The sequence below is a fragment of the Syntrophotalea acetylenivorans genome, assembly GCF_001887775.1.
Taxonomy (GTDB): Bacteria; Desulfobacterota; Desulfuromonadia; order Desulfuromonadales; family Syntrophotaleaceae; genus Syntrophotalea_A; species Syntrophotalea_A acetylenivorans.
In genome coordinates, this window is the sequence record NZ_CP015519.1 from 2,930,521 (window position 1) to 2,952,118 (window position 21,598).

A 21,598-nucleotide genomic window follows, 5' to 3' on the forward strand; every position below is an offset into this window, starting at 1 on the left:
TGCTTATCCGAAAACTTCGGATTTCCTAACGCACAACGATCGAAGCGCCGCGATCAAAGGGGTTGGTTCGCAGAGTAAGGGAAAAGAGGAAAGGGTAGTTCTTTTGTAGATGCTGGACGTAGAGCAGCCATTGAAACACCAGTTGAGAGTAGGCGCGGCGTATGTCGCCGCATAAATGATCGTTGTCGCTTTCCGGGAGAACCTCAATACCCTTGCGGTGCTGCAACTCTTCCTTGAGATGCATGACGGCGATGAGCAGGTCGGTGAAGGACTCGTGCTCAAGCATGTAGGGGCTCTCTATCAAGCGTACCAGTAATTGAGATTGCTCACCGATAAATGCGCGCAGCTTATCGATATCGATCTTTTCGACCTCGACTTTATACAGATGTCGGTCGAGTTTTTTCAGGGCCGTCTGGTAGCTTCGGGCGTTCCAGTTATCATCCAGATTCAGAACCTGTTCCAACTCTTCGCGGTGGCAATCGGCTGCAACGAAGAAGCGCATCAGTTCGGTTCCCGCCTCACTGAAAAAGAGCCCGATGACCATCTGCAGCTTTTGCAGGCGAATCTGATTATCCCGCCGTTCGATAAAGATTTCGGTGGCGTTGGCCAGCAAACTGACGAAGGTGCCGACGCCGGCAAAGATCAAAAAAATGGCCAGCCCTTTGCCGGTCGCGGTGGCAGGAGAAATATCTCCGTAGCCGACGGTGGCGATAGTCACCATGGTAAAATAGGCGGCATCGATCAGGGACAGTTTTTCAATCAGGCTGAAGCCAAAGGTGCCGATCAGCATTACCAGAATGAAAATGGCCAGATAAATAAACAGGCGGGTTTTGTTTGTGCGGGACATCATGATGAGTATATATGTGCCGTGGTTGCAGGTTCGGGGAAATTATGGGGTAACGGTAGCGGATTCCTTTATCGGCCTTTGTAATGAACGCCAATGATTTATTGGCCCGACCCACACTGCCAGGCAAAGAAGCGCGGCCAGCCATTCAGGCAGCATGCCGAGTGCCGCCAGCAACAGGGTAGCCACCGACAAGGCAAAGGTCCAGAGAAAAATCAGGCCTGGCAAAGGGCCCGTGGGTTGCAGGGACAGATCCGGAAAGAGGCCGGCCTTTTGCAGGTCGGCCTGATGGCGCAGAGCAAAGAGCCAGAAGTGGGGTAGCTGCCAAAGTAACAGCAGTCCGCTGAGCACGAGCAGGCGAAAGTCGCTGAGTTGGCCACCGCCGGCCAGCCAGCCCAGTATAGGGGCCATGCTGCCGCAACAGGCGCCAGGCAACAAGGCCAGGGCCGTATGGCGCTTTAAGGGGGTGTAGAGACCGTTGTAGCAAAAGAGTGCGACAACACCGGCTAGAGCGCTGCTCTTGTCGCAAGCGGCCAGCAGTGTCAGGCCAAGGCTGCCGGCAACAGTCGCAGCGATGAGTACCGTGCGGGCCTGCAGACGGCCGGCCGCTAATGGCCGGTTGCGGGTGCGAATCATGCGAGCGTCGCTGTGTCTTTCCTGGACCTGGTTGAGCATCGTGCCGGCCATGGCCAGAAGTAAAGTGCCAAGGCTCAATGGCAAGACAGTTGCCCCCGAGGCTCCGGGGCAGAGCAGCCACCCGCCCAGGGCCGCCGCGGCTACCGCGGCGCAGAGACGAATCCTCAGCAGGCCGGCGATCATGGCTTTTCCGGTGCAATCGACAATACCTCGCTGCACAGGTAGTCGACCATGGACTGCAATTCATCCTCCGGAATTTGCTCCTGGTAAGAAGGCATCACCGGGGGATAACCGACGACCAGGTCGGCCTGAGCATCGAGGATGGAGCGCTGTATGTAATCGCGGTCGGCAATCAGTTTTTGCTCCTGCCCTTTACTAGTCACCTGTACCTGCCGACCGAACAGCCCCTGAAAAGTTGGTCCGACCCGTTGGCTTCCATCTAACGAATGGCAACCGCTGCAGCCGTGACGGGTCAGCAGGGCGGGACCTTCGTCCGGTGCCACTTTTGCCCCCTGTTTTAACCAGGCGTCGAACTGTTCTTGCGGCAGGACCTCGACGGTGGTGATCATGGAGGAATGGCTGACGCCGCAATATTCAGCGCAATACAGATCAAAAGAACCGACTTCCGGTGCCCGGAACCAGACGTAAGTGTTTAGCCCGGGCACCGCGTCTTTTTTGACGCGGAAGGCCGGGATGTACAGACTGTGCAGCACATCTTTCGAGATGATCTCCACCCGTACCGCCTGTCCCAGCGGCACGTAAAGGCGGTCGCTGCTGCGGCCGTTTTGGTAATTGAAACTCCATGACCACTTGCGGCCCTCAGCCTGTACTTTGAGGGCGTCGGGTGGCACATCGCTCAGCTTCAGATATCCTTCCCAGCTGTACCAGAACATGCTCAGTACGATCAGGGTCGGGATCAGGGTCCAGACCAGTTCCAGCCAGAGTTTGGAGCTGGGGCTTGGCTGCGGTTGCGGATGACGGCGACGGTGGTAGCGGATCACAAACACCACCATGGTCGCGGTTATGCCAAGCAACAGCAGCCCTGAAATACCGAAAATATAGAGAAATACGGCATCGACGGCTTCAATGGTTGTTAAAGGCAGATCGGTCACAATTACTCTCAACGGTAATGGCGTCGTAAAAAGTCCGCTCTACTGCGTTGCAGCAATTTTTCAGCGTTTAGACATGCTTGTGTATGCCTTCTCCCCTGAAAAATCACTACGCCTTGTGGATCGAAATTTTTGCTTAGCCATCTCATAGTTTATTGCAAAAGAATTAACGGTAGAGGACATCAAAAAAAGTCAGGCCGATAAAAGTGGCCAGGGTCAATAAAGCGACAAACAGGCAGAGCACCAGCATTCGGGGTTCGCTCTTGAGATGCATAAAATAGAATACGACCAGGCTCGCTTTCAAGGAGGCGATGCCAAGGGCGGCCCAGACATTGATGGCACCGAGATCATAACGGGCAACTCCGACAGTTATTCCGGTCAGGATTAACAGGAGAAACCAGACAGTGGTCAGACAACGAAAACTCAGGGGTTGATGGGCAGTTTGATTCATGTGTCCCTCGTTACAGCAGCAGATAGTATAGGGGGAAGATGAATATCCAAATCAGGTCGACCAGATGCCAGTAGAGGGCGCCGTTTTCCAGCATTACCGAATTTTCCGCGGTGACTTGGCCCCTGTGGGTCAGACCAAGAGTCCAAAGTAACAGGGCCGCACCGACCAGAACATGCAGGCCGTGCAGGCCGGTGGTCACGAAATAGAGACCGAAAAAAATCTGTTGGCCCACCGGCAGGGACTCAAGTTCGGTGCCGCCGGGGAAGATGCCGTGGGCGAATTTGGCTTGCCATTCGACCCCTTTGATGGTCAAAAAAAGTAGTGACGCAAATATTGTAGCGCAGAGCAGTATCTGGCAGAGCTGCCGTCGTCCCTGTTGCAAGGCACTCAAAGCCAGCGCTACGGTCAGGCTGCTGGTAATCAATAATAGCGTATTGCCGGTGCCGAGCAGGGCGTCCAGCTGCTGACCGCCGGCGGCAAAATCGGCGGGATAGCGGGCCAGATAAACGGCGTAGAGTAGAAATAAACCACCGAACAACAGCAGCTCTGAAAACAGGAACAGCCACATACCGATCCGGGCGCCGAGGGCATCAGGTTGCATGGTCATGGTTTACCTGCCTGTTCCAGGTCGTAGGGCCCGTGGGTTACCTGCGGCGGATGAGAAAAGTTTTCCTCGGGGGGCGGCGACGTCGGGACCCATTCGAGGGTGGCTGCTTGCCAAGGGTTATTGCCGGCGAATGCACCGCGCCGCATGCCGCGGTAGAGATTGATGAACATCAGCAACAGGCCGATGGCCAGCACCCAGGATCCGATGGTGGAAACCATATTAAGACCTTGAAAATGCGGCAGGTAATCGTAGTAGCGGCGGGGCATGCCGCGCAGACCGACCAACATCATCGGAAAATAAAGCAGGTTGAAACCGACGAAGATGATGGCCCAGGCGACGGTGGCGATCTTCATGTTGTACAAGCGACCGAAAATTTTCGGTAGCCAGTAATGCAGAGCGGCAAAGAAGGCGAAGCCGGTGCCGCCGAACATCACGTAGTGAAAGTGACCGACAACGAAGTGGGTGTCGTGGACATGCATGTCGGTGGATGCCGAGCCAAGGATCAGGCCGGTCAGGCCACCGATGGAAAAGAGGAAGACGAAAGCCAGGGCAAACAGCATCGGCGGCTCAAGGGAGATGGAGCCACGGTAGAGAGTGGCTACCCAGTTGAAGACTTTAACCGCCGATGGAATCGCCACCAGAAAGGTCAGCAGGGAGAAAATCAGGATGGCGGTGTCGCTCATGCCGCTGACGAACATATGATGCCCCCAAACCAGCGATCCGGCGGCGGCGATGGCCACGCTTGAAGCGGCGATGGCTTTGTAGCCGAAGGTCGGCTTGCGGGAAAAGACCGGAATGATCTCCGATATCACCCCCATGGCCGGTAGGACCATGATGTAGACCGCCGGGTGGGAGTAAATCCAGAACAGATGCTGGTAAAGGATCGGGTCGCCGCCCCGGGCCGGATCGAAGAGACCGAAACCGATGATTCGCTCGACCATCACCAGGACTACGGTGATGCCGAGAACCGGCGTGGCGAGTATCTGTACCCAGGCGGTAGCGTAGAGGGACCAGATGAACAAGGGCAGGCGCCCCCAGTGCATTCCCGGTGATCGCAAGCGATGGATCGTGGTGACAAAATTGACCCCGGTTAGAATTGAGGAAAAGCCGATGATGAACACCGCCAGCAGGGCCAGCGAGACGTTGGTCGGAGTCTCGGAGCTGAAGGGTACGTAAAATGTCCAGCCGGTATCCGGAGGGCCGCCGCCGCTGAATAAGGAGGTCAAAGCCATGAAGGCGCCAAGGATGTAGAGCCACCAGGAAAGCAGGTTTAGGCGTGGGAAAGCTACGTCTTGAGCGCCGATCTGCAAAGGCAGCATGATGTTGCCAAAGGCGCCGGGAATGCCGGGAATGATGAATAGAAAGATCATCACCACGCCGTGCAGGGTAAACAGGGCGTTGTACGTCTGAGCCGTGGCGATGGTCGGGCCGGGAGCGATGAGTTCCAGGCGGATCAGCAGACCCAGCAAAACGCCGGAAAGGAAAAAAGCACCGACTGAATAGAGATAGAGAAGGCCGATGCGTTTGTGGTCGACGGAGAAGATCCAGTCGAAGAGCAGCGGCTGTCGGTTGGAAGCCTGAAGAAAACCGCGGTCATTTTGCTTGGCCATAAGAGGAAGCTTTCCGTACTAGGTTGAAAGACTGCGTAGAGAATCGGTCATGGGCTTGCGGCAGCTGGGTTAGCGTTTACGACCAGAGATAAATAAAAACAGGAGAAAGCCACCGGCCGTTATCAAAATCACCGTGGCGGCAATACGCAGCAGGTTAAACACATAATGCTTTTGCTGCGAATCGTAGTTGAAACAGAAACGCACCACCTTGCGAATGGTACTGCCGAGGCGTCCCTCGCGAGCCTCGGTAAGGGCCAGAGTCAGGTCCATAGGCAGCATGCGGGTGCCGTGCAGATAGCGAACGATACGGCCTTCGCCGGTAACGACGAAGATTACCACCGGATGCAGAAAATCGTTGCCCTGGCGCAAGAAGCTGTAGCCAGCCGCTTTGGTCAGGGCTTTGCTGGCGGCGGCCTCACCGGTGAGGAAACGCCAGCCTTGCTCCGGGAAGGGTTGGCCCATGGCAGTCATATAGGTTTTGCGCGACGCCCGGGCTGCCATTGGAGTATCCTTTTCATCGAAACTGATCGACAATACCCGGTAGTCCTGGTCGGGTTGCAACTTGATCGCTGGCAGGTTCCGGGCCAGGTCGGCTTGCAGAAAAGCGCAGACGTTGGGGCAGCTGTAATAGATGGGAGCGATGATTGTTGGGCCGGTAATAAGGTCGCGTAAAATTACCGTCTGCCCGTTTTCGTCCTGAAAGGTCAAATCGAGAGGGATAAACGCGCCAAGCCTCTCCTCAATGCCCACCTGATTGTCCGTCATCGCTTGTGCTGAATGATCATGCTGGTGTTGCGGGACCTGTTGCTCGGCCGGCGGATCATGATGCTGCATGGAGGCCCTGTCGTTCATGTCTGCTTCGGCGGATGGATGTTCTGCTCCAGCCGGGATTGCCGGCAGGATGAGCAGTACTGCCAGGAGTATTAACGTCAGCAGGGAAAGGGTGCTTTGAGAAGAGGAGATTTGCCGTGCAAAGGAGATGATGCAATTCATCGGAGCCTCGATCGGTTAGACGGAAGGGCGCTAAACGGCTGAATCGACTCATGAGATTATACGCAAAACAATTCATTATGCAAAGCTTCCTTAGCGATGTGCTCTCTTTGTTGCCGGGACTTCGTGGTTCTGCTAGCATGCAGGTAGATTCGTGGCAAGGAGTCTGTTGCCATCAGTGCCTAACTGTACGACACTGCTAAAGGAAAAAAGTATGTCGCAAATTGAAGAACGCCTGACTGAACTTGAAATCCGGTTTACCCATCAGGCCCGCCTCATCGAGGAGCTGAACGAGGTGGTCACCGATTGCAACCAGAGCATTGCCCGGCTGGAAGCAGAAAATGGCCGCCTGCGTGAGATGTTGAAGTCCTTTGCTCCCGAACTGTCGGAATCGCCTGATGAGTAAGCAACTCAAAGTAAAAACGCTATGGCGCGATCTGCGGCGAGCGTTTCTCATTGCTCTGCTGGCCGCTGTGGTCGGTTTGGCGGTCAACAGCCAGTTGCTTTGGCGGGTTTTTTCCGGTCAGACTCTGAACACGGTACCGTCTGCCGTCGATGAATCGGTTGAAACGATTCTGCCTCTGCCGGTGGAACTGGCCGAGGTGCGGGAACTGCAAGCTTCGACGACCCTGTTCATCGATGCGCGTAGCCGGGAGGCTTTCGCCGAAGGTCATCTGCCCGGTGCCAGGTCTTTGCCTTGGGGGGAAGAGGTGGCCGGAGTGGGAGTTTTGCAGGCCGAGGTGCCCCTGGAAACGCCGCTCATCGTCTATTGCAGTGGCTATGACTGTACGGACTCTTTTGAACTGGCCGAGAGATTAATCGCCGCAGGCTACCATCAGGTACGGGTCTTTGAAGGCGGTTTCCCCGAATGGCGGGACGCCGGCCTGCCGGTCGAGGGGGCGCAACCATGAAAAACTGGCGCACTATACTCTATCACGGCAGTCGTTTGGTGCTGGGCGCTCTTTTCTGTTATGCCGGAGTGGTCAAGGCGCTGGACGTCGTGGCTTTTGCCGGTAGTGTGGCGAACTATCAGCTGCTGCCTTATCAGCTCAATTTTCTGGTCGCCGCCCTGTTGCCTTATGTCGAGCTGGCAGCCGGCCTGCTGCTGTTGCTCGGACGACAGGTGCGCCCGGCCGTGGTGCTGATTGCCGGGATGAACGGGGTGTTTATTGTCGCGCTGCTTTCCGTTATTCTGCGCGGCCTCGATATTGACTGCGGTTGTTTTCGGCCCGGTGGCGAAGGGCACACCAGTGCTCAAATGGCTCTGCTTCGGGACGTCGGTATCATGTTGTTAGCCCTTGTGACCTGGTTGGGAGTCGGTCGCCGCAATGACTGAATCCCTGTCCGTGTTGTTGTTGCAGCCGCCAGCAATCAAGCCGGCCGGCCCGCCCCTTGGTTTGGCTGTGCTCCTCGGATATTTACATCGTCAGGGTGTAGAATCTCAAGCTCTTGATGCCAATCTGGGCGCCTACCGTTATCTGTTGCAGCCTGAACGATTGGCTGCGATGGTTCAGCCGACGGCAACAACCTCTCTGCGTCGGGCGATAAAAAATACCGAACGGTCCTGGACTCTACTTACCTCCCCGGCGGCTAGCCGCTCTTTTGCTCGATACCAAACTGCCGTTCACCATCTGAATACGGCTTTGGGTGTTTATCGTGGCATGAATGGCGACGAGCGCCTGACCCTTGGTGACTATCGCCACGGGGGGCGCTCGGAATTCTCTTTGAACGATCTGCAACAGTTTGCCGATGCCGAAGCTTCAACCCTGTTTGGTTCCTATTTTGCGGAGGAACTGTTGCCGAAGGTTGTTGCCTGCAAACCAAGCCTCGTCGCTCTGTCTATTAATTATCGACACCAACTGCTTCCCGCTTTCGAGTTGGCCGGGATGCTCCGCCGAGCCTTGCCCGGCGTGAAACTGGTTGCGGGCGGTGGCATGCTGACTTCCTGGCGGGCAGAACTGGAAAAGTCAGGCGACGTCTTGCTTCCCTTCGATCACCTGGTGTTCGGCCCCGGCGAAGAGGCGTTGTTGCGTTTGGCCAGAGAAGGGGTCGATGATTTTTTTCTCGAAGGCAGCACCTGTCTCTCCTTTACTCCGAATTTTAGTGGTCTGGTCCCCGGCGATTATGCGAGCCCCGAACCGGTTTTGCCGGTAACCGCTTCGCGGGGCTGCTACTGGAAGGGGTGCCTCTTTTGTCCTGAAGCTGTTGCGCCGACGCATACTTATCGCAGTTGTGCGCCAGCCGAGGTGCCTGACCTGTTGCTGACACTGGCCCGGCAATGGCAAGTGCGGCATTTTCATTTCACCGACAACGCCCTGCCGATGCCGGTGTTGAATGCGTTAGCGGCCCGTCGAGACGATTTGGCCGGAATGTCCTGGTACGGCTTTGTTCGTTTTGAAGAAGCCTTGACCGATATCCAACTGGTCGATCAACTGGCCACTGCTGGGTGCCGAATGTTGCAGCTTGGCCTGGAAAGCGGATCCCAGACGGTTCTCGATAAGCTCGGCAAGGGCACTGCCGTCACGACGGCTGCGGCAGTTTTAAGCGCGCTGCATCGGGCCGGAATTGGGACTTATGTTTACGTCATGTTTGGCATTCCTGACGAAACGGAAGAGGATCGACGTGCGACCCTGCGCTTTTTAGAAACACATGCCAATGCCATCGGTTATCTGAATCTGGCCATCATGAATCTGCCTCATCAGTCGGAACTGGCGGCCGGGCGAGACGCGAGCGTTCAAGCAGAGGGGGAGCGAGGGCTTTATCTAACCGGCGCCGCAGAGCAGCAACGGCGCACCGATGCCCGTCGCTTCATCCAGCAGGAGTTGCTTGCTTCGCCCGCTATACGGGCCATCGTCAACCGCACTCCGCCGCTGTTTACCTCCGACCATGCGTTTTTCTTCGATCCGCAGGCCATGTAATGAACAAAATTCAACAAAATGGATAACCAAGGGCAATCGGTCCACGGAAAACACTGAAAGCACGGAATGGTTGGAGTCTTTTTCCGTGTCTTCCGTGGACAAAGAACAGATGTTCTACGTCATGGACTCGAAGCGGAGGCTGTGGTAAACCTCGACACTCTTTTTCCCTGGAGTAGCTCTGTTTATGGAAGTCTGGCAACATACCCTGCGGCAGGCCCTGGTCGATCCCGCCGAACTGGCGGAGCGATTCGATGTCGCTGTGGCGCCCCTGCAGGAAGTGGCGCAACGCTACCCCATGCGCATCAGCCGCTACTATTTCGACCTGATCGAGGCCCCCGGCGATGCCGTCTGGCGTCAGTGCGTACCCGATCTGCGTGAACTGACCGACCCGACCCTTTCGCCCGATCCTCTGGACGAGGGACGGCTATCACCTGTACCGGCGGTGGTGCATCGCTATCCCGATCGGGTGCTGTTGCTGGCAGGCAGCGATTGCGCCACCTACTGCCGCTTCTGCACTCGCAAGCGTAAGCTCGGTTGTTCATCTATGAAGGTCAGTGAGGCGGAGCTTCATGCAGGTATCGACTATGTTGCCGATCACTCGGAAGTGCGGGATGTGCTTTTGTCCGGGGGGGACCCTCTGCTTCTTGAAGATGACCAGTTGGAAGCAATTCTACTCCGCTTGAGTGCGATTCCCCATGTGGAGATGGTGCGTATCGGTAGCCGATTGCCCGTGACCCTGCCGGAACGCATAACCGACAATCTGTGCAAACTGCTACGCCGTTTCCCGCCCCTTTACCTGAATACTCACTTCAATCATCCCCGGGAATTGACTCCTCAGGCGGCCGCTGCCTGCAACAAACTGGTCGATGCCGGTGTCGTTCTCGGCAATCAGACCGTGTTGTTGCGCGGGGTCAACGACTCGGCGGTTACTCTGGCCAGGTTGTGGCGTGGTCTGTTGCGCCTGCGGGTTCGTCCCTATTATCTGCATCATATGGATCTGGTTCGCGGCACCGGTCATTTCCGTACCCGGATCGAGACCGGTCTAGGAATTCTGCAAGAGCTGCGTGGGCCTTTGTCCGGCATGGCCCTGCCTCATTATGTGATCGATAGCCCGGGCGGCAGGGGTAAGATTCCGCTGCTGCCTGAATCTATACTTCGGCTTGGCGAACAGGCGTTGCTGCGGGCCCCTGGTGGCGAGACGATTGAGTTTCCTAATCACTAATCCCCCCTTCACTAACGAACGCTCTTCGACCAACTGTCAGCCATTGTCAGACCAGATATGGGTTGGAAAGCTTCAGTTTTTCGCGCCGCCGTGTTCAAGATGCTGAAGAGGAAAGGGGAGGTCAGTGGCGATCTGATAACTAAGATCCTGCGCTGGCGGCACACCTCGGGCGTTAGCACTCATAACGGTTAACTTTTTGGCGTCGGCGTCGTCGACCTCGATAAAGTAACGTCCTATTACCTGCTTACCCCTGCCCCTCAAAAAAGTGCACTGGGCCAGCGATTCCTTGACCAGTCTGACAATGGAGTGGTAATTTCCATCGACAATTCACCCTGAAAACAGTTTCAAATCAACGAGCAACACTTACGCTAGTCATCTTGAGGCGATTCATTATGCGAGTTTTAATTGCTGTCGTGTTTTTTTTGATCCCAGCCTTCTGCGTTGCAGCCTCATCAAATATAACGGTATACGCCCCCGGCCAATACGTCTATAAAACCACGATGCATGATTCAAGGCGTTCATACGATCCGTGGTTTGATGTGCAGATAGTCTGCAATCACGGCAAGAAAAATTACATAGTCTCCAATCAAAGAACGAAAGAACAATTTTATCTTGACGCGAATCAGGCCGTTTATTTTTTTACCAGTCCCGGGCTTGAATCGATACGTGATTATAAATGCATCAAAGATTACGGGAGTAACTAGTTGAGAGAGCACTTGAAAAAGCCACCCTTGAGCGAAGGTTTTAGTCAACGTCGATCGCCGGTTTAATTGAAAAGAAAGGGCCCGCACAATCAGTGCGAGCCTTTTTTTGAGCGGCAGAAATAGGCCCAATCCTATTTGTCGGGGAAAATAGGTAATTGCGAAAAACGGTCTTGTTCGCGAGAACCGAAGCCAAGAACTAGAAGTTGACCTTGCCCCCCGATCGCTCCACCGCCAGCTGCCAGAAGGCCTGCACGGCCGGGCGTTGCAGGTTGCGTTTGCTGGAACAGAGACCGACCACATAGGGGTCGAGGGCTGGGCCGTTTTCAAGAATACGTACTTCTTCACGAAAGGGACTGCGGGCCAGAACCAGTTCCGGGACAATGCCGATGCCACAGCCGAGTCGTACCATGGCGATGAGCGCTTCGTTGCCGGAGACTTCGGATGTAATATTGGGAGTGATGCGCCGCTCTTTCAGCCATTGATCGAGGCGCCGCCGCGACAGGCCGCGCTGTGGTACGACCAGCGGTACTCGGGACAGGTCGATGATACCGTTCTTTAGCGGCAATTCGGTGGTGCTCTGCAGAGGTTCGATAAACAGCAGCGGCGTGTTGATAATGGGCAAGAACTGCAATTGGGCTCGATAACGATCGGGCAGGGCGGCTACCGCCAGATCGATGTCGCCGCTCTGCACCAGAGCCACAGCCTGCTCAGCCACCCCGGTGCGCAGTTCCAGCTGTACCTCCCGATGGGCACTGCGAAAGGCCTCCAGCAGATGTGGCAACAGGCTGTAGACCGCGGTTACCGAGGCATAGATAGAGAGGCTGCCGGAGAGACCGCCCTCTCTTTGCAGACTGCTGCGCATGGCGTGCCATTCCTGCACCGTTCTTCGGGCGTAGGTTCGGAATTCTTCGCCGGCTGCCGAAAGGGCCACTTGCCGTTTGTCGCGAATGAATAAGGGCTGGCCCAGTTCTTCTTCAAGGCGTTGGATGGTTCGGGTCAATGCCGACGGACTTAGATTGCAGGCCTGACTGGTGCGACCGAAATGACGCAGCTCCGCCAGAGTCAGAAAAATCTCCAGATGACGAATGTCCATGAAATACTCCGTATTGCGTTTTTTGCAATATAGTATTCATAATAAATCAATTTACGCAATAGTGGTTTTCGCGTATGGTGCTCTAGGAGTCTGTTGGACTTGACGGGCCGAAACGAAAAATTGGCTGTGAGAGGCCAGATTTTTGAGAATTTGAGAGCGAATAGCAGGGCTATTTGACGAAAATTGTCGAAAATATGGGCCGATCAGGCGATTTTGCAGTCGGCTCATGGTAAGCCCGACAGCCTCCTGACCTATAAAATTTCCAATTCACCCACATAAGGAGAACAATCATGGGACAGAATTATTTTAATTCTCTGCCGCTGCGTCGCCAGCTTCAGGAACTCGGGACTTGCCGCTTTATGGACGCGTCGGAATTTGCCAACGGCTGTGAATATGCCAAAGGCAAGAAGATCGTCATCGTCGGTTGTGGCGCACAGGGCCTCAACCAGGGCCTCAACATGCGCGACAGCGGCCTCGACGTTGCCTACACCCTGCGTAAAGGTGCTATCGAAGAGAAGCGCCAGTCCTATCTCAACGCCACCGAAAACGGCTTTGCCGTCGGCACCTACGAAGAGATGCTGCCCACCGCCGACATCGTTATGAACCTCGCTCCCGACAAGCAGCACACCGACGTGGTTAACACCGTGGTGCCGTTGATGAAAGAAGGCGCGACCTTCTCCTATGCTCATGGCTTTAATATTGTTGAAGAAGGTACTGTGATCCGCGCAGACCTGACGGTCATCATGGTCGCGCCCAAGTGCCCCGGTTCCGAGGTGCGTGAAGAGTACAAGCGCGGCTTTGGCGTTCCGACTCTGATCGCCGTACACGGCGAAAACGATCCCAACGGCGACGGCCTGGAGATCGCCAAGGCCCTCTGTTCCGCTCAGGGTGGCGACCGCGCCGGGGTTCTTGAATCGTCCTTCGTCGCCGAAGTCAAATCCGACCTGATGGGCGAGCAAACCATCCTCTGCGGCATGCTGCAGGCCGGTGCGCTGCTCTGCTTCGACAAGATGACCCAGAACGGCATCGATGCCCCTTATGCCGTCAAGCTGATTCAGTTTGGTTGGGAGACTATCACTGAGGCACTCAAGCACGGTGGTATCACCAACATGATGGATCGTCTCTCCAATCCCGCCAAGCTGGTTGCTTTCGAATTGGCGGCTGAGCTCAAGCAGATTATGCGTCCCCTGTTCGAAAAGCATATGGACGACATCATCTCCGGCGAGTTTTCTCGCACCATGATGGAAGACTGGGCCAACGATGACATCAACTTGCTTACCTGGCGCGAGGCGACGGGCAAGACTGCTTTTGAGCAGACCGAAGGTGCGGGCGAGATTTCCGAGCAGGAGTATTTCGACAAGGCCATTCTGATGGTAGCCATGGTCAAAGCCGGCGTCGAATTGGCTTTCGAATCCATGGTTTCTTCCGGAATCGAGCCCGAGTCAGCTTACTACGAGTCCCTGCACGAAACCCCGCTGATCGCTAATACCATTGCTCGTAAGAAACTCTATGAGATGAACCGGGTGATCTCCGATACCGCCGAGTACGGTTGCTACCTTTTCGCCCACGCCTGCGTTCCTTTGCTGGAAGATTTCATGAGCAAGGTCGGTACCGATGTCATCGGCAAGGGCCTCGATGTGACCGACAACAGTGTCGACAACAGCACCCTAGTCGCAGTCAACGCCGAGATTCGCTACCACCTCATCGAAGAGGTCGGCCAGGAACTGCGTGCGGCCATGCAGGGCATGAAAGCTATCGTCTAAACGACGAATAATTTATATCGCCAACAAAAAGGGGGGCAGACTGCATCAGGCAGTCTGCCCCCCTTTTTTTAGTTTGAAGATGATGGCGTCGCAAAAACGGTGTTGAATGGCTAAGCGAAATAAAAGAGAAGTCACGCGCTCATTTTATCCACTCCGCATTTTGCTCGTGTCGCTACTGTTTTTTTGTATGGATCGGGGCCGTTGATTGACAACGATAATTAATCAAATATACTTAGGCATCGCTAATTGTTTGGAGAGGTTAAATCGACAAGGATTTCGAAAAGTTTAGCAAGGTCAAATCACCTGTAAATACGGAGGCCGTAATGATTTATTACTGTCCACTTGCGTTTTCTAGAGACTGCAACAAGGAGAAATGTTCCTTCCACGGTACGTCTAGTTGTATCGACGGTCAGTTGCGGGTCAGTGTCAGCAACCGAACAAGTGGCCGGGGCGTTCCCTGTCCCCGTGCCCATGGTCCCAATTGCAATGAAAAAGATTGTTCCCTGTGGGGGTCGCCGAGTTGCAATGGGGGAGAAGTTAACATCTATATACAACTCTGATCTGGTTGGCGGGTGCATGGACCATCGATTCCAAACCGGATTGTAATAGAATTGATGTCGAGATTAGGGCATGGCAAGGTCTGAGATGATCATGCTGTTGTAAAGACTCGCTGCATCAATCTTGGTTTTTACAGTAATTCGGGGGTGAAGGTTACCACTTCATCGATGGTGGTGGCGTCAGTGAGCAGCATCACCAGGCGATCGAGACCGAGGGCGATGCCGGCTGCTTCGGGCATGGCGGCTAGCTCGGTAAGGAATTTATCCGGGACAGGATAGGGGGGCTTGCCGGCTGCTCGGCGCTCGGCTTCATCAGCGTCGAACCGTCGGCGTTGTTCTGTGGGATCGGTCAATTCGGAAAAGGCGTTAGCTAACTCAATGCCTGCCACATAGAGTTCAAAACGTTCGGCTACTTGAGGGCGCTCGGGATGGCAACGGGCAAGAGCTGCAAGTTCAGAGGGGTATTCGATAAGAAATGTCGGCCGATCTCGGCCCAGGAGCGGTTCGACCTCCAGGGTTAGCAATTCGTCAAAGCGATTCGTCTCCAGGGCCGTGGCCAGTCCTAAGCTGGCATAGCGATCAAAAGCTTCTGCTACGGTGAGCCGTTCAAAGGGGCCACTCAGGTCAATGGTCTCACCTTGATAGACAATATTATCCTGCGGTGCCAACGCTCGAAGCAGTATCTCGCATTCGTCCATCAAGCGGCGGTAGTCGCAGTCGATGGCATACCATTCGAGCATGGTGAATTCGGGCAGGTGGCGCTTGCCCCGTTCTCCATCCCGCCAGCAGTGGCAGATCTGAAACAGTTTCTCATAGCCCGCTGCCAGCAGCCGTTTCATGCACAGCTCAGGGCTGGTATGCAAGAACCAGTCAGCACTGGTCATTGCATCGATATGGGCTTCAGGGGCGTTGCCCGGTAATCGCTGAGGGGTCTCGACTTCCAGATATTCCCGGGCATTAAAAAAGGCCCGGATCATCTGTACGATCCGGGCCCTTTGTTCCAGCCGCGGACGCTTTCTGGTCAGCGCCCAATTGCCATCCATGATCGACTATTCCTTGACCCGGGTAACGTACTCGCCGGTGCGGGTGTCGATCTGAATCAGGGTGCCTTCCTCAACGAAGGACGGCACTTGCAAGGTATAGCCGCTCTCTACGGTGGCCGGCTTGTTGTTGCCGGCGGCGGTGTCGCCCTTGACCCAGGGTTCGGATTGGGTGACCCGCAGATTGACGAAGTTGGGCAGAGTGATGCCGATGCCGCGCTCGCCGAACATCAGGATCTTGACCTCCATGTTGTCGACCAGGAAGTATTTTTGGTCGCCGAGGGCTTCTTCCGGCAGGGTGGTCTGCTCGTAGGTTTTCTGGTCCATGAAGACATATCCGGACTCATCCTGATAGAGGTACTGCATGTCGGATTCATGCAGAGCCGCAGGCTCAAAGCTTTCGCCAGAGCGGTAGGTGCGGTCGAACAGAGCACCGGTAATCATGTTACGCAGTTTGCATTTATATAGGGCTTGGCCTTTGCCAGGTTTAGAAAAATCGAACTGGGCGATGACGTGCGGTTCGCCGTCGATCATCAGCTTGGTACCTTTACGCAGGTCGGACGTGCTCAGCATGGTAATTGCTCCTCTATCTGTAATTGCCCCGGGGCTCAAAAGTGTCGAGAGTTTTAACATCACATTTAACCATAGGAATAACGTTCTTGTCATGAAAAAAGTCCCTTTTCTACGGCTTGCTCATAACGGCAGGTCATGCTATCAATGAAGCGGGATGAAACGGGGCCGTTTATTAGCATAGGAGCAATCGATGATCGAATTTGTGGTGGATAATAAGAAGTGCACCCGTTGCGGTGAGTGTGTTAAGGATTGCCCTGTCGGTATTATTACCCTTGAAGAAAGCGGCCCGGAACTCATTGCCGACAAAGTTAAACTGTGCCTTAAATGCCAGCATTGCCTGGCTATCTGCCCGACGGCGGCGATCAGCGTATTGGGCAGAAATCCTGCTGACAGTCAGCCTCTGGCAGGGCACCTGCCATCAGCTGAAGAGGTTGAGACACTCATTCGTGGTCGCCGTTCCGTGCGGCGTTTTGCTCCCGAACCGGTTGACAGCGAGACCATCGGTCGGCTGCTGAGGACTGCCGCCCATGCCCCCACCGGCCGGAATAACCTCGGTGTGCAGTTCACGGTGGTCGAAGACCAGGCCACCATGAAACAGTTGCGCGAAGAGACTCTGGCCGGAATCCGCCAGGCGGCGGAGGCCGAACGCCTGCCCAAGGGGCTGGAGTTTTTTGCCGGGATCGTCAAGGCCTGGGATCGCGGTACCGATATTATCTTTCGTGACGCACCTCATTTGTTGATCGTATCGGCACCGAAGGCGGGTCCGACCCCTGCGGCTGATGGTTATATTGCTCTCTGTACTTTCGAGTTGATGGCCAGCAGTCTGGGGCTCGGCACTATGTGGAACGGCTTTGCCACCTGGGCCCTGGTCGATATTGCGCCTCAAGTGGGTGCCAAGCTCGGTATCCCCGAGTCCCATGAACTGGTCTATACCATGTTGTTCGGTGAACCGGCGGTGCAGTACCATCGCACCGTGCAGCGGGACCAGGACGCCAATATCCATCAGTTGGTTTGGTAGAGGGCGGTTGCTTGCATCGACGGGGTCGCCGCTCACCATATCGGTTATACGAAGGAAACAACCATGTCTGCATGCCGTCGCAAAGGCCCTGATCTGTGGAGCCGCTCGCTGCGTTATCTCGCCCTGACCGGCTGGCTCTTGTTGGTCTGCGCCTTTTTTGTCCTGGACTACGCCAAGCCGAAGGTTGAGACGTTCTTTGAACGGGTCTACGATATTCGTCTGCACCAGCAATGGGATATGGATCTGGCCCAGTACATCTTATGGCTGATGGTTCTGGGTCTGGTTCTCAGCATTGTCGGACTGGTTATTAATGCGAAACGGAATCGGCGTCGTACCGATCAATGGCGCCTTTCACTGATTTTTCTCGGGATCATTTCCTTAGCTGGGATGGTTCTCTATTTTGTGAATTTTAGCTGAAGCGGGAACTTGCTTTCTTCTTTAAAGGTAGTCCCCGGCAACTTTTAACACCTCCCCAGAGCTTAATCCCTGGACCCTTTCTTCTGTACAATTTCAAACAGGGTGATTTCCGGAGGCGAGAGGATACGCATGGGAGGCCCCCAGCTGCCGGTGCCGCGGCTGGTGTAGAGCCAACCGCCTTCCGGTAGATCGTAGAGCCCGTTTTGTCGGGGATATTCAAGGGCCGTCAACAGATTGAAAGGGAATATCTGGCCGCGATGGGCGTGTCCAGAAAGCTGCAGGTCGAAGAGACCGGCAGCTTTTTTGTCTATGAGGGGCCGGTGTTTGAGCAGTACGGTGAAATAGCCTTGGCGGTGTCGTTCTAACAGGTGCGCCTCTTGGTTGTTCTGTCCTCCCGTTGGATCGTCCACCCCGACCAGAGTGATAGTCTGGTTCACAGTGACCCCCTTATTACGCAACATGGTAAAGTCACTGCGTTTTAAAAAGTTAAGCGATTGGTCGAGGCCGGCGTAATATTCGTGGTTGCCGGTAACCGCGTATTTTCCCAGGGGCGGGTTGATCTGTTGCCAGAGTTTGCTCAAGGGGGCGAGATGATCCATTTGCGCATCGACGATGTCACCGGTGGCAATCAACAAATCCGGTTGCAACTGTTGCAGCTCGGTCAGCACCGGAGCCAGGGTTTCTCCGCGGTGAAGCAACCCGAGATGCAGATCCGATATCTGGGCAATGCGTAGTCGCTCACGGCCGAGGGGCAGTTTTTCCGAGTAAAGCCGTATCTCTTCGATGCGCAGGTCGTTCGCTTCGTAAACTCCATACAGTCCCGAAACAAGTGTAATCAACAACATCAGCGCGGAACCGGCTGGCCTGTGTAGAGTCAGCAGGGGCAGATCGGGTAACAGCTGTTTTGTCAGCAGGGCCAGCAGATGCCAGCCCGCCATGGCGGCAAACAGGCAGAAGGCGATAAACAGCAGTCCCATCCAACAATAGCCGACCCACGCCAGGCCCCGTGCCGTTGCAACATACCCGCTGTGATCCAGAAGCCGGACTGCCACCGGGGAAACGATCATCAATCCCATCCAACCCCAGACCAGGCTCGGAAGGGCAGGGTGGCTGACCAGCAGGGGATGCATGCCCCAGAAAACCAGGGCGTGCATCAGGCCGTAGATTGTCAGAAAGACCAACACAAACAGGAGCATGGACATCCTTTCTTTGACTGCATGAAGCAATGCCGCCTGTCAGGCTTTGATGCAATAGCCGTTGCGGCTGCTCATGGCGGTGGCCGGTTTACGCTGCTTATTGCGCAGGGGGTAGTTTGGTGCGGCATAGCCGATGGTAACCAGCAGGCCGATTCGGCGCCGGAGGGGGATGTTCAGCAATCGTTTAATTTTTCCCTCGTCAAACCAACCTAGCATGCAGCTGCCGAGTCCGAGTTCTGCGGCCTGGAGGCAGAGCTGCGCAGCTGCGATACCGATGTCGATCAGGGGAAGTTGCCGCCTTTTGATCAGCGTCCCAAGCCGAACCGTCATCGGGGGCGGTTCTATAACCAACACTGCTATCAATGGTGCCTGTACGGCAAACTGGTTAAAGGAAAGAACTTTGCCGAAAGAGGCCTTGGCCACCTCTGTACGCAGAGTCGGTTCGTCAACCAGCAGCAGGGACCAGGGCTGAGCGTTGCAGGCTGAAGGGGCCAGGCGCACCGCCTCGATAAGCCGATCCTGCTTTTCGGATTCTACCGGACGGTCGCTGTAACGGCGAACGCTCTGGCGACGGCTGATAAGCTGGGTAAAGTCCATGACATTCCCTGTGCGGTTTTGATGAATTTTTCTTGGAGAGTTATCCTTACCTTAGCTTATGCCGGCCATAGCGCAACTGGTGAAGGAAACCACAAGGGTAAACATGGTAAAATAGTTGAAAGATTTCTTTTTGTGCAGTCTTCGTGGTCGGCTGGCTTGGGGGAGGTTCATGGGGCGTCTCTACAACTGCCCGGCACCTATCTGCCCCTCAAGCACGATTTCAATCGGTGAGTTTTCGTGTGGCAGCTTCCTGTACAAATGCACAGTTGAAAAATAGGCATTTGGTCGTCCATTTTTACGGAAAGTCACGTGGCGGAACCATTATCAAAGCGCTATAGTTTAATCACGAAACACAAATACCTCCATCTTTTGGCGCGTTGCCTCGGTCTCCTGGACAACGCGCCTATTTTTTTGCGTAGCCATCTTATGAGTTCTCGCAGGAGCATCAACCTTTTCTGCGAATCCCATTGTCGGCCAATTCGATCTGCCGATTCTTGTACAGACCTCCGACAGCCTTTTTGAACAACTTTTTACTCATGCCCAGAAGCTGCTTGATCTCCAGTGGCGAGCTTTTGTCATGCAAAGGCAGAAAACCGTCCTTGTCCAGAGCTTCGAGAATGGTCTGCTGGGCTTCCTTCACTTCCTCAATACCTCCACGGCGTAAAGAAACATCGATCTTCTGATCTTCGCGAAGGCGTTTGATATAACCCTTAAATTGTTCGCCGCGCCGTTGGCCTGGCATCAATTCGTTTTTGTAAAGAAGACCACCGTAGCGATGGTTGATGATCACTTTGGCGCCGAGATCAGTATATTCCCATAGCAGCAGGTCCACTTCCTGGCCTTCGCACAGATCGATCTTTTCTTTTTCTTTTTCCAGACAGTGGTCGATACGCGCAGTGGCGACGGTCCGTCCCTGATCATCGAGATAGACTCTGACGATGTAGTTTCGGCCGACTCGCATCCGCTCCGGTTGCTCGCTATAGGGAACCAACAGGTCCTTTTCCAATCCCCAGTCCAGAAAAGCTCCGTGGCGGGTCACGGCGCTGACCTTGAGCAGAGCGAATTCACCGACTTGAGCCTTGGGTCGTTTTAGAGTCGCAGCGAGATCACCGCTAGTGTTTTGATAGAGAAAGACCTCTAACCGGTCGCCGTCTTTCATCGAAGTATTCACCTCGGTGGCAGGCAGCAAAACACGATGGGGACCAGCCTTTAGCCAGGCTCCGTCTTCGTCGATGTGATGAATCTGCAAAGTGTTGACGCGACCGATGTTAACCATGATGAGCTCCAATGGGTATGGGCGGAAGGAAATGGAAACGCGATGAAAAGCCAGGTGTCTTTTTCAACTAAAGGCTACGGGACCGGACTTATTAGCACAACCGCGGAATCCCTGCAAAGAAAATAGGACCTTTGCGTCAGAAATTGGGAGTGATTCAAATTATTGCAGATGCAGCCATTGCCGTCAAAGAGTCCAAATGGCGAGGGGATGTTTCACTGCAGGCAATGTGAGTACGTCAGTGTCCCATGGTGGCGGGTTGTCTATTGGGCCATATAATATTGTAGTGAAAAAGCTCCGACAGGAATCTGCCGGAGCTTTTTTATGACGGTCCTTGCACAGGGAGCAGTATCAATCAGAGTCAGCTTTTTACATGTGCTGAAAGCTCACCTCGACATCTTCGCGGTGGGCGGCATCGATTTGCCACAGGGTGCGGGCGGCAAAGTTGAACAGCCGGGCGATGATGACGTCGGGGAATTGCTCGATGCGGATGTTGTAGATGGTCACCGCGTCGTTGTAGTACTCGCGGCGGTCAGCGATCATGTCCTCCAGTTCGGAGATTCGCTGACTCAAGCTCTGAAAGGCGGTGTCGGCTTTCAGATCGGGATAGCGCTCCACCACCATGAAAAGTGAACGCAGGGTGTCGGTGAGCATGTTCTGGGCTTGCAGGCTATCTTTGCCGCCACGGGCATTTTGCACCATGGAACGGGCTTTGATCACCGCTTCCAGGGTCTTTTGTTCGTGCTGCATGTAGCCTTCGCAGACCTTGATCAGCTTGGGCAGTTCATCGAAGCGCTGCTTGAGCAGCACATCGATGTTGCTCCAGGCTTTGTCGATATTGTTTTTCAGGCTTACCAGGCCGTTATAGATGGTGACTACATAGATAGTCAGTACTGCCAGTATCAGCAGCAGCACAGCGAGTACGATCAAGCCGATCATGGGTTCCTCCATAAAAGATAGATTGCTATAAGTTTATGCAC

22 protein-coding genes are annotated in these 21,598 nt (G+C 54.8%); 8 read left to right on the top strand and 14 right to left on the bottom strand.

Going from position 1 to position 21,598, the window contains the following annotated elements:
* Positions 1-25: 25 nt before the first annotated feature.
* The 7 genes from A7E78_RS13430 to A7E78_RS13460 all read right to left on the bottom strand — a co-directional run bounded on the left by A7E78_RS13430 (position 26) and on the right by A7E78_RS13460 (position 6,250).
* Positions 26-850, bottom strand: a complete 825-nt coding sequence (locus A7E78_RS13430; protein WP_083553141.1) for a potassium channel family protein — start codon at positions 848-850, stop codon at positions 26-28.
* 39 nt (positions 851-889) lie between these two features.
* A complete protein-coding gene (locus A7E78_RS13435; RefSeq protein ID WP_072284743.1) occupies positions 890-1,663 on the bottom strand; it encodes a UbiA family prenyltransferase in 774 nt (257 codons plus the stop codon).
* Positions 1,660-2,592, bottom strand: a complete 933-nt coding sequence (gene coxB, locus A7E78_RS13440) for a cytochrome c oxidase subunit II (RefSeq protein WP_072284744.1) — start codon at positions 2,590-2,592, stop codon at positions 1,660-1,662. The genes A7E78_RS13435 and coxB overlap by 4 nt, the downstream gene beginning before the upstream one ends.
* A 163-nt stretch (positions 2,593-2,755) precedes the next feature.
* Positions 2,756-3,040: a cytochrome C oxidase subunit IV family protein gene (locus A7E78_RS13445; protein ID WP_072284745.1), complete on the bottom strand. Its 285-nt coding sequence runs from the start codon at positions 3,038-3,040 to the stop codon at positions 2,756-2,758.
* A gap of 10 nt (positions 3,041-3,050) precedes the next feature.
* Positions 3,051-3,647: a cytochrome c oxidase subunit 3 gene (locus A7E78_RS13450; RefSeq protein WP_072284746.1), complete on the bottom strand. Its 597-nt coding sequence runs from the start codon at positions 3,645-3,647 to the stop codon at positions 3,051-3,053.
* The gene (ctaD, locus tag A7E78_RS13455) at positions 3,644-5,257 is read right to left on the bottom strand and encodes a cytochrome c oxidase subunit I (RefSeq protein ID WP_072284747.1); all 1,614 of its coding nucleotides are present in this window, start codon (positions 5,255-5,257) and stop codon (positions 3,644-3,646) included. The genes A7E78_RS13450 and ctaD overlap by 4 nt, the downstream gene beginning before the upstream one ends.
* Positions 5,258-5,326: 69 nt before the next feature.
* Positions 5,327-6,250, bottom strand: a complete 924-nt coding sequence (locus tag A7E78_RS13460) for an SCO family protein (protein ID WP_072284748.1) — start codon at positions 6,248-6,250, stop codon at positions 5,327-5,329.
* 211 nt (positions 6,251-6,461) lie between these two features.
* On the opposite strand from A7E78_RS13460, the gene A7E78_RS13465 reads away from it, so the two are divergent.
* The 5 genes from A7E78_RS13465 to A7E78_RS13485 all read left to right on the top strand — a co-directional run bounded on the left by A7E78_RS13465 (position 6,462) and on the right by A7E78_RS13485 (position 10,387).
* Positions 6,462-6,653: a SlyX family protein gene (locus A7E78_RS13465; protein ID WP_072284749.1), complete on the top strand. Its 192-nt coding sequence runs from the start codon at positions 6,462-6,464 to the stop codon at positions 6,651-6,653.
* Positions 6,646-7,158 carry a rhodanese-like domain-containing protein gene (locus A7E78_RS13470; protein WP_072284750.1) on the top strand — a complete coding sequence of 171 codons (513 nt, stop codon included), beginning with the start codon at positions 6,646-6,648 and terminating at the stop codon, positions 7,156-7,158. Before A7E78_RS13465 ends, A7E78_RS13470 begins: the two co-directional genes overlap by 8 nt.
* Complete coding sequence (locus tag A7E78_RS13475; RefSeq protein ID WP_072284751.1) at positions 7,155-7,583, top strand: MauE/DoxX family redox-associated membrane protein; 429 nt, start codon at positions 7,155-7,157, stop codon at positions 7,581-7,583. The genes A7E78_RS13470 and A7E78_RS13475 overlap by 4 nt, the downstream gene beginning before the upstream one ends.
* The gene (locus A7E78_RS13480; protein WP_072284752.1) at positions 7,576-9,165 is read left to right on the top strand and encodes a B12-binding domain-containing radical SAM protein; all 1,590 of its coding nucleotides are present in this window, start codon (positions 7,576-7,578) and stop codon (positions 9,163-9,165) included. Before A7E78_RS13475 ends, A7E78_RS13480 begins: the two co-directional genes overlap by 8 nt.
* A gap of 184 nt (positions 9,166-9,349) precedes the next feature.
* Positions 9,350-10,387 (top strand): KamA family radical SAM protein, encoded by a 1,038-nt coding sequence (locus tag A7E78_RS13485; protein WP_072284753.1) that lies wholly within the window; start codon positions 9,350-9,352, stop codon positions 10,385-10,387.
* Positions 10,388-11,287: 900 nt separating this feature from the next.
* Here A7E78_RS13485 and ilvY read toward each other — a convergent pair.
* On the bottom strand, positions 11,288-12,184 hold the full coding sequence (gene ilvY / locus A7E78_RS13500; RefSeq protein ID WP_072284756.1) for an HTH-type transcriptional activator IlvY: 897 nt from the start codon (positions 12,182-12,184) through the stop codon (positions 11,288-11,290).
* A gap of 290 nt (positions 12,185-12,474) precedes the next feature.
* Here ilvY and ilvC point away from each other — a divergent pair, with 290 nt between their 5' ends.
* Complete coding sequence (gene ilvC / locus A7E78_RS13505) at positions 12,475-13,947, top strand: ketol-acid reductoisomerase (RefSeq protein ID WP_072284757.1); 1,473 nt, start codon at positions 12,475-12,477, stop codon at positions 13,945-13,947.
* A gap of 688 nt (positions 13,948-14,635) precedes the next feature.
* Here ilvC and A7E78_RS13510 read toward each other — a convergent pair.
* Together A7E78_RS13510 and efp are read right to left on the bottom strand one after the other, a co-directional pair.
* Positions 14,636-15,547, bottom strand: a complete 912-nt coding sequence (locus A7E78_RS13510; RefSeq protein ID WP_072284758.1) for an EF-P lysine aminoacylase GenX — start codon at positions 15,545-15,547, stop codon at positions 14,636-14,638.
* 6 nt (positions 15,548-15,553) lie between these two features.
* Positions 15,554-16,117 carry an elongation factor P gene (gene efp / locus A7E78_RS13515; RefSeq protein ID WP_072284759.1) on the bottom strand — a complete coding sequence of 188 codons (564 nt, stop codon included), beginning with the start codon at positions 16,115-16,117 and terminating at the stop codon, positions 15,554-15,556.
* Positions 16,118-16,307: 190 nt separating this feature from the next.
* On the opposite strand from efp, the gene A7E78_RS13520 reads away from it, so the two are divergent.
* Both A7E78_RS13520 and A7E78_RS13525 read left to right on the top strand, forming a co-directional pair.
* Positions 16,308-17,135, top strand: a complete 828-nt coding sequence (locus tag A7E78_RS13520; protein ID WP_072284760.1) for a nitroreductase family protein — start codon at positions 16,308-16,310, stop codon at positions 17,133-17,135.
* 63 nt (positions 17,136-17,198) lie between these two features.
* Entirely contained in the window at positions 17,199-17,552 is a 354-nt protein-coding gene (locus A7E78_RS13525; protein WP_072284761.1) for a hypothetical protein, read from the top strand.
* Positions 17,553-17,614: 62 nt separating this feature from the next.
* Here the strand turns inward: A7E78_RS13525 and A7E78_RS13530 are convergent, their stop codons facing one another.
* From A7E78_RS13530 to A7E78_RS13545, 4 genes are all read right to left on the bottom strand, one after another.
* Positions 17,615-18,748 carry a metallophosphoesterase gene (locus A7E78_RS13530; protein ID WP_072284762.1) on the bottom strand — a complete coding sequence of 378 codons (1,134 nt, stop codon included), beginning with the start codon at positions 18,746-18,748 and terminating at the stop codon, positions 17,615-17,617.
* Between the two features lie 39 nt (positions 18,749-18,787).
* Positions 18,788-19,345 (bottom strand): nitroreductase family protein, encoded by a 558-nt coding sequence (locus A7E78_RS13535; protein ID WP_072284763.1) that lies wholly within the window; start codon positions 19,343-19,345, stop codon positions 18,788-18,790.
* Positions 19,346-19,790: 445 nt separating this feature from the next.
* Positions 19,791-20,621, bottom strand: coding sequence for a CvfB family protein (locus A7E78_RS13540; RefSeq protein ID WP_072284764.1), 831 nt, complete (start codon positions 20,619-20,621; stop codon positions 19,791-19,793).
* A gap of 366 nt (positions 20,622-20,987) precedes the next feature.
* Positions 20,988-21,557: a LemA family protein gene (locus A7E78_RS13545; protein ID WP_072284765.1), complete on the bottom strand. Its 570-nt coding sequence runs from the start codon at positions 21,555-21,557 to the stop codon at positions 20,988-20,990.
* Between the last annotated feature and the right edge of the window lie 41 nt (positions 21,558-21,598).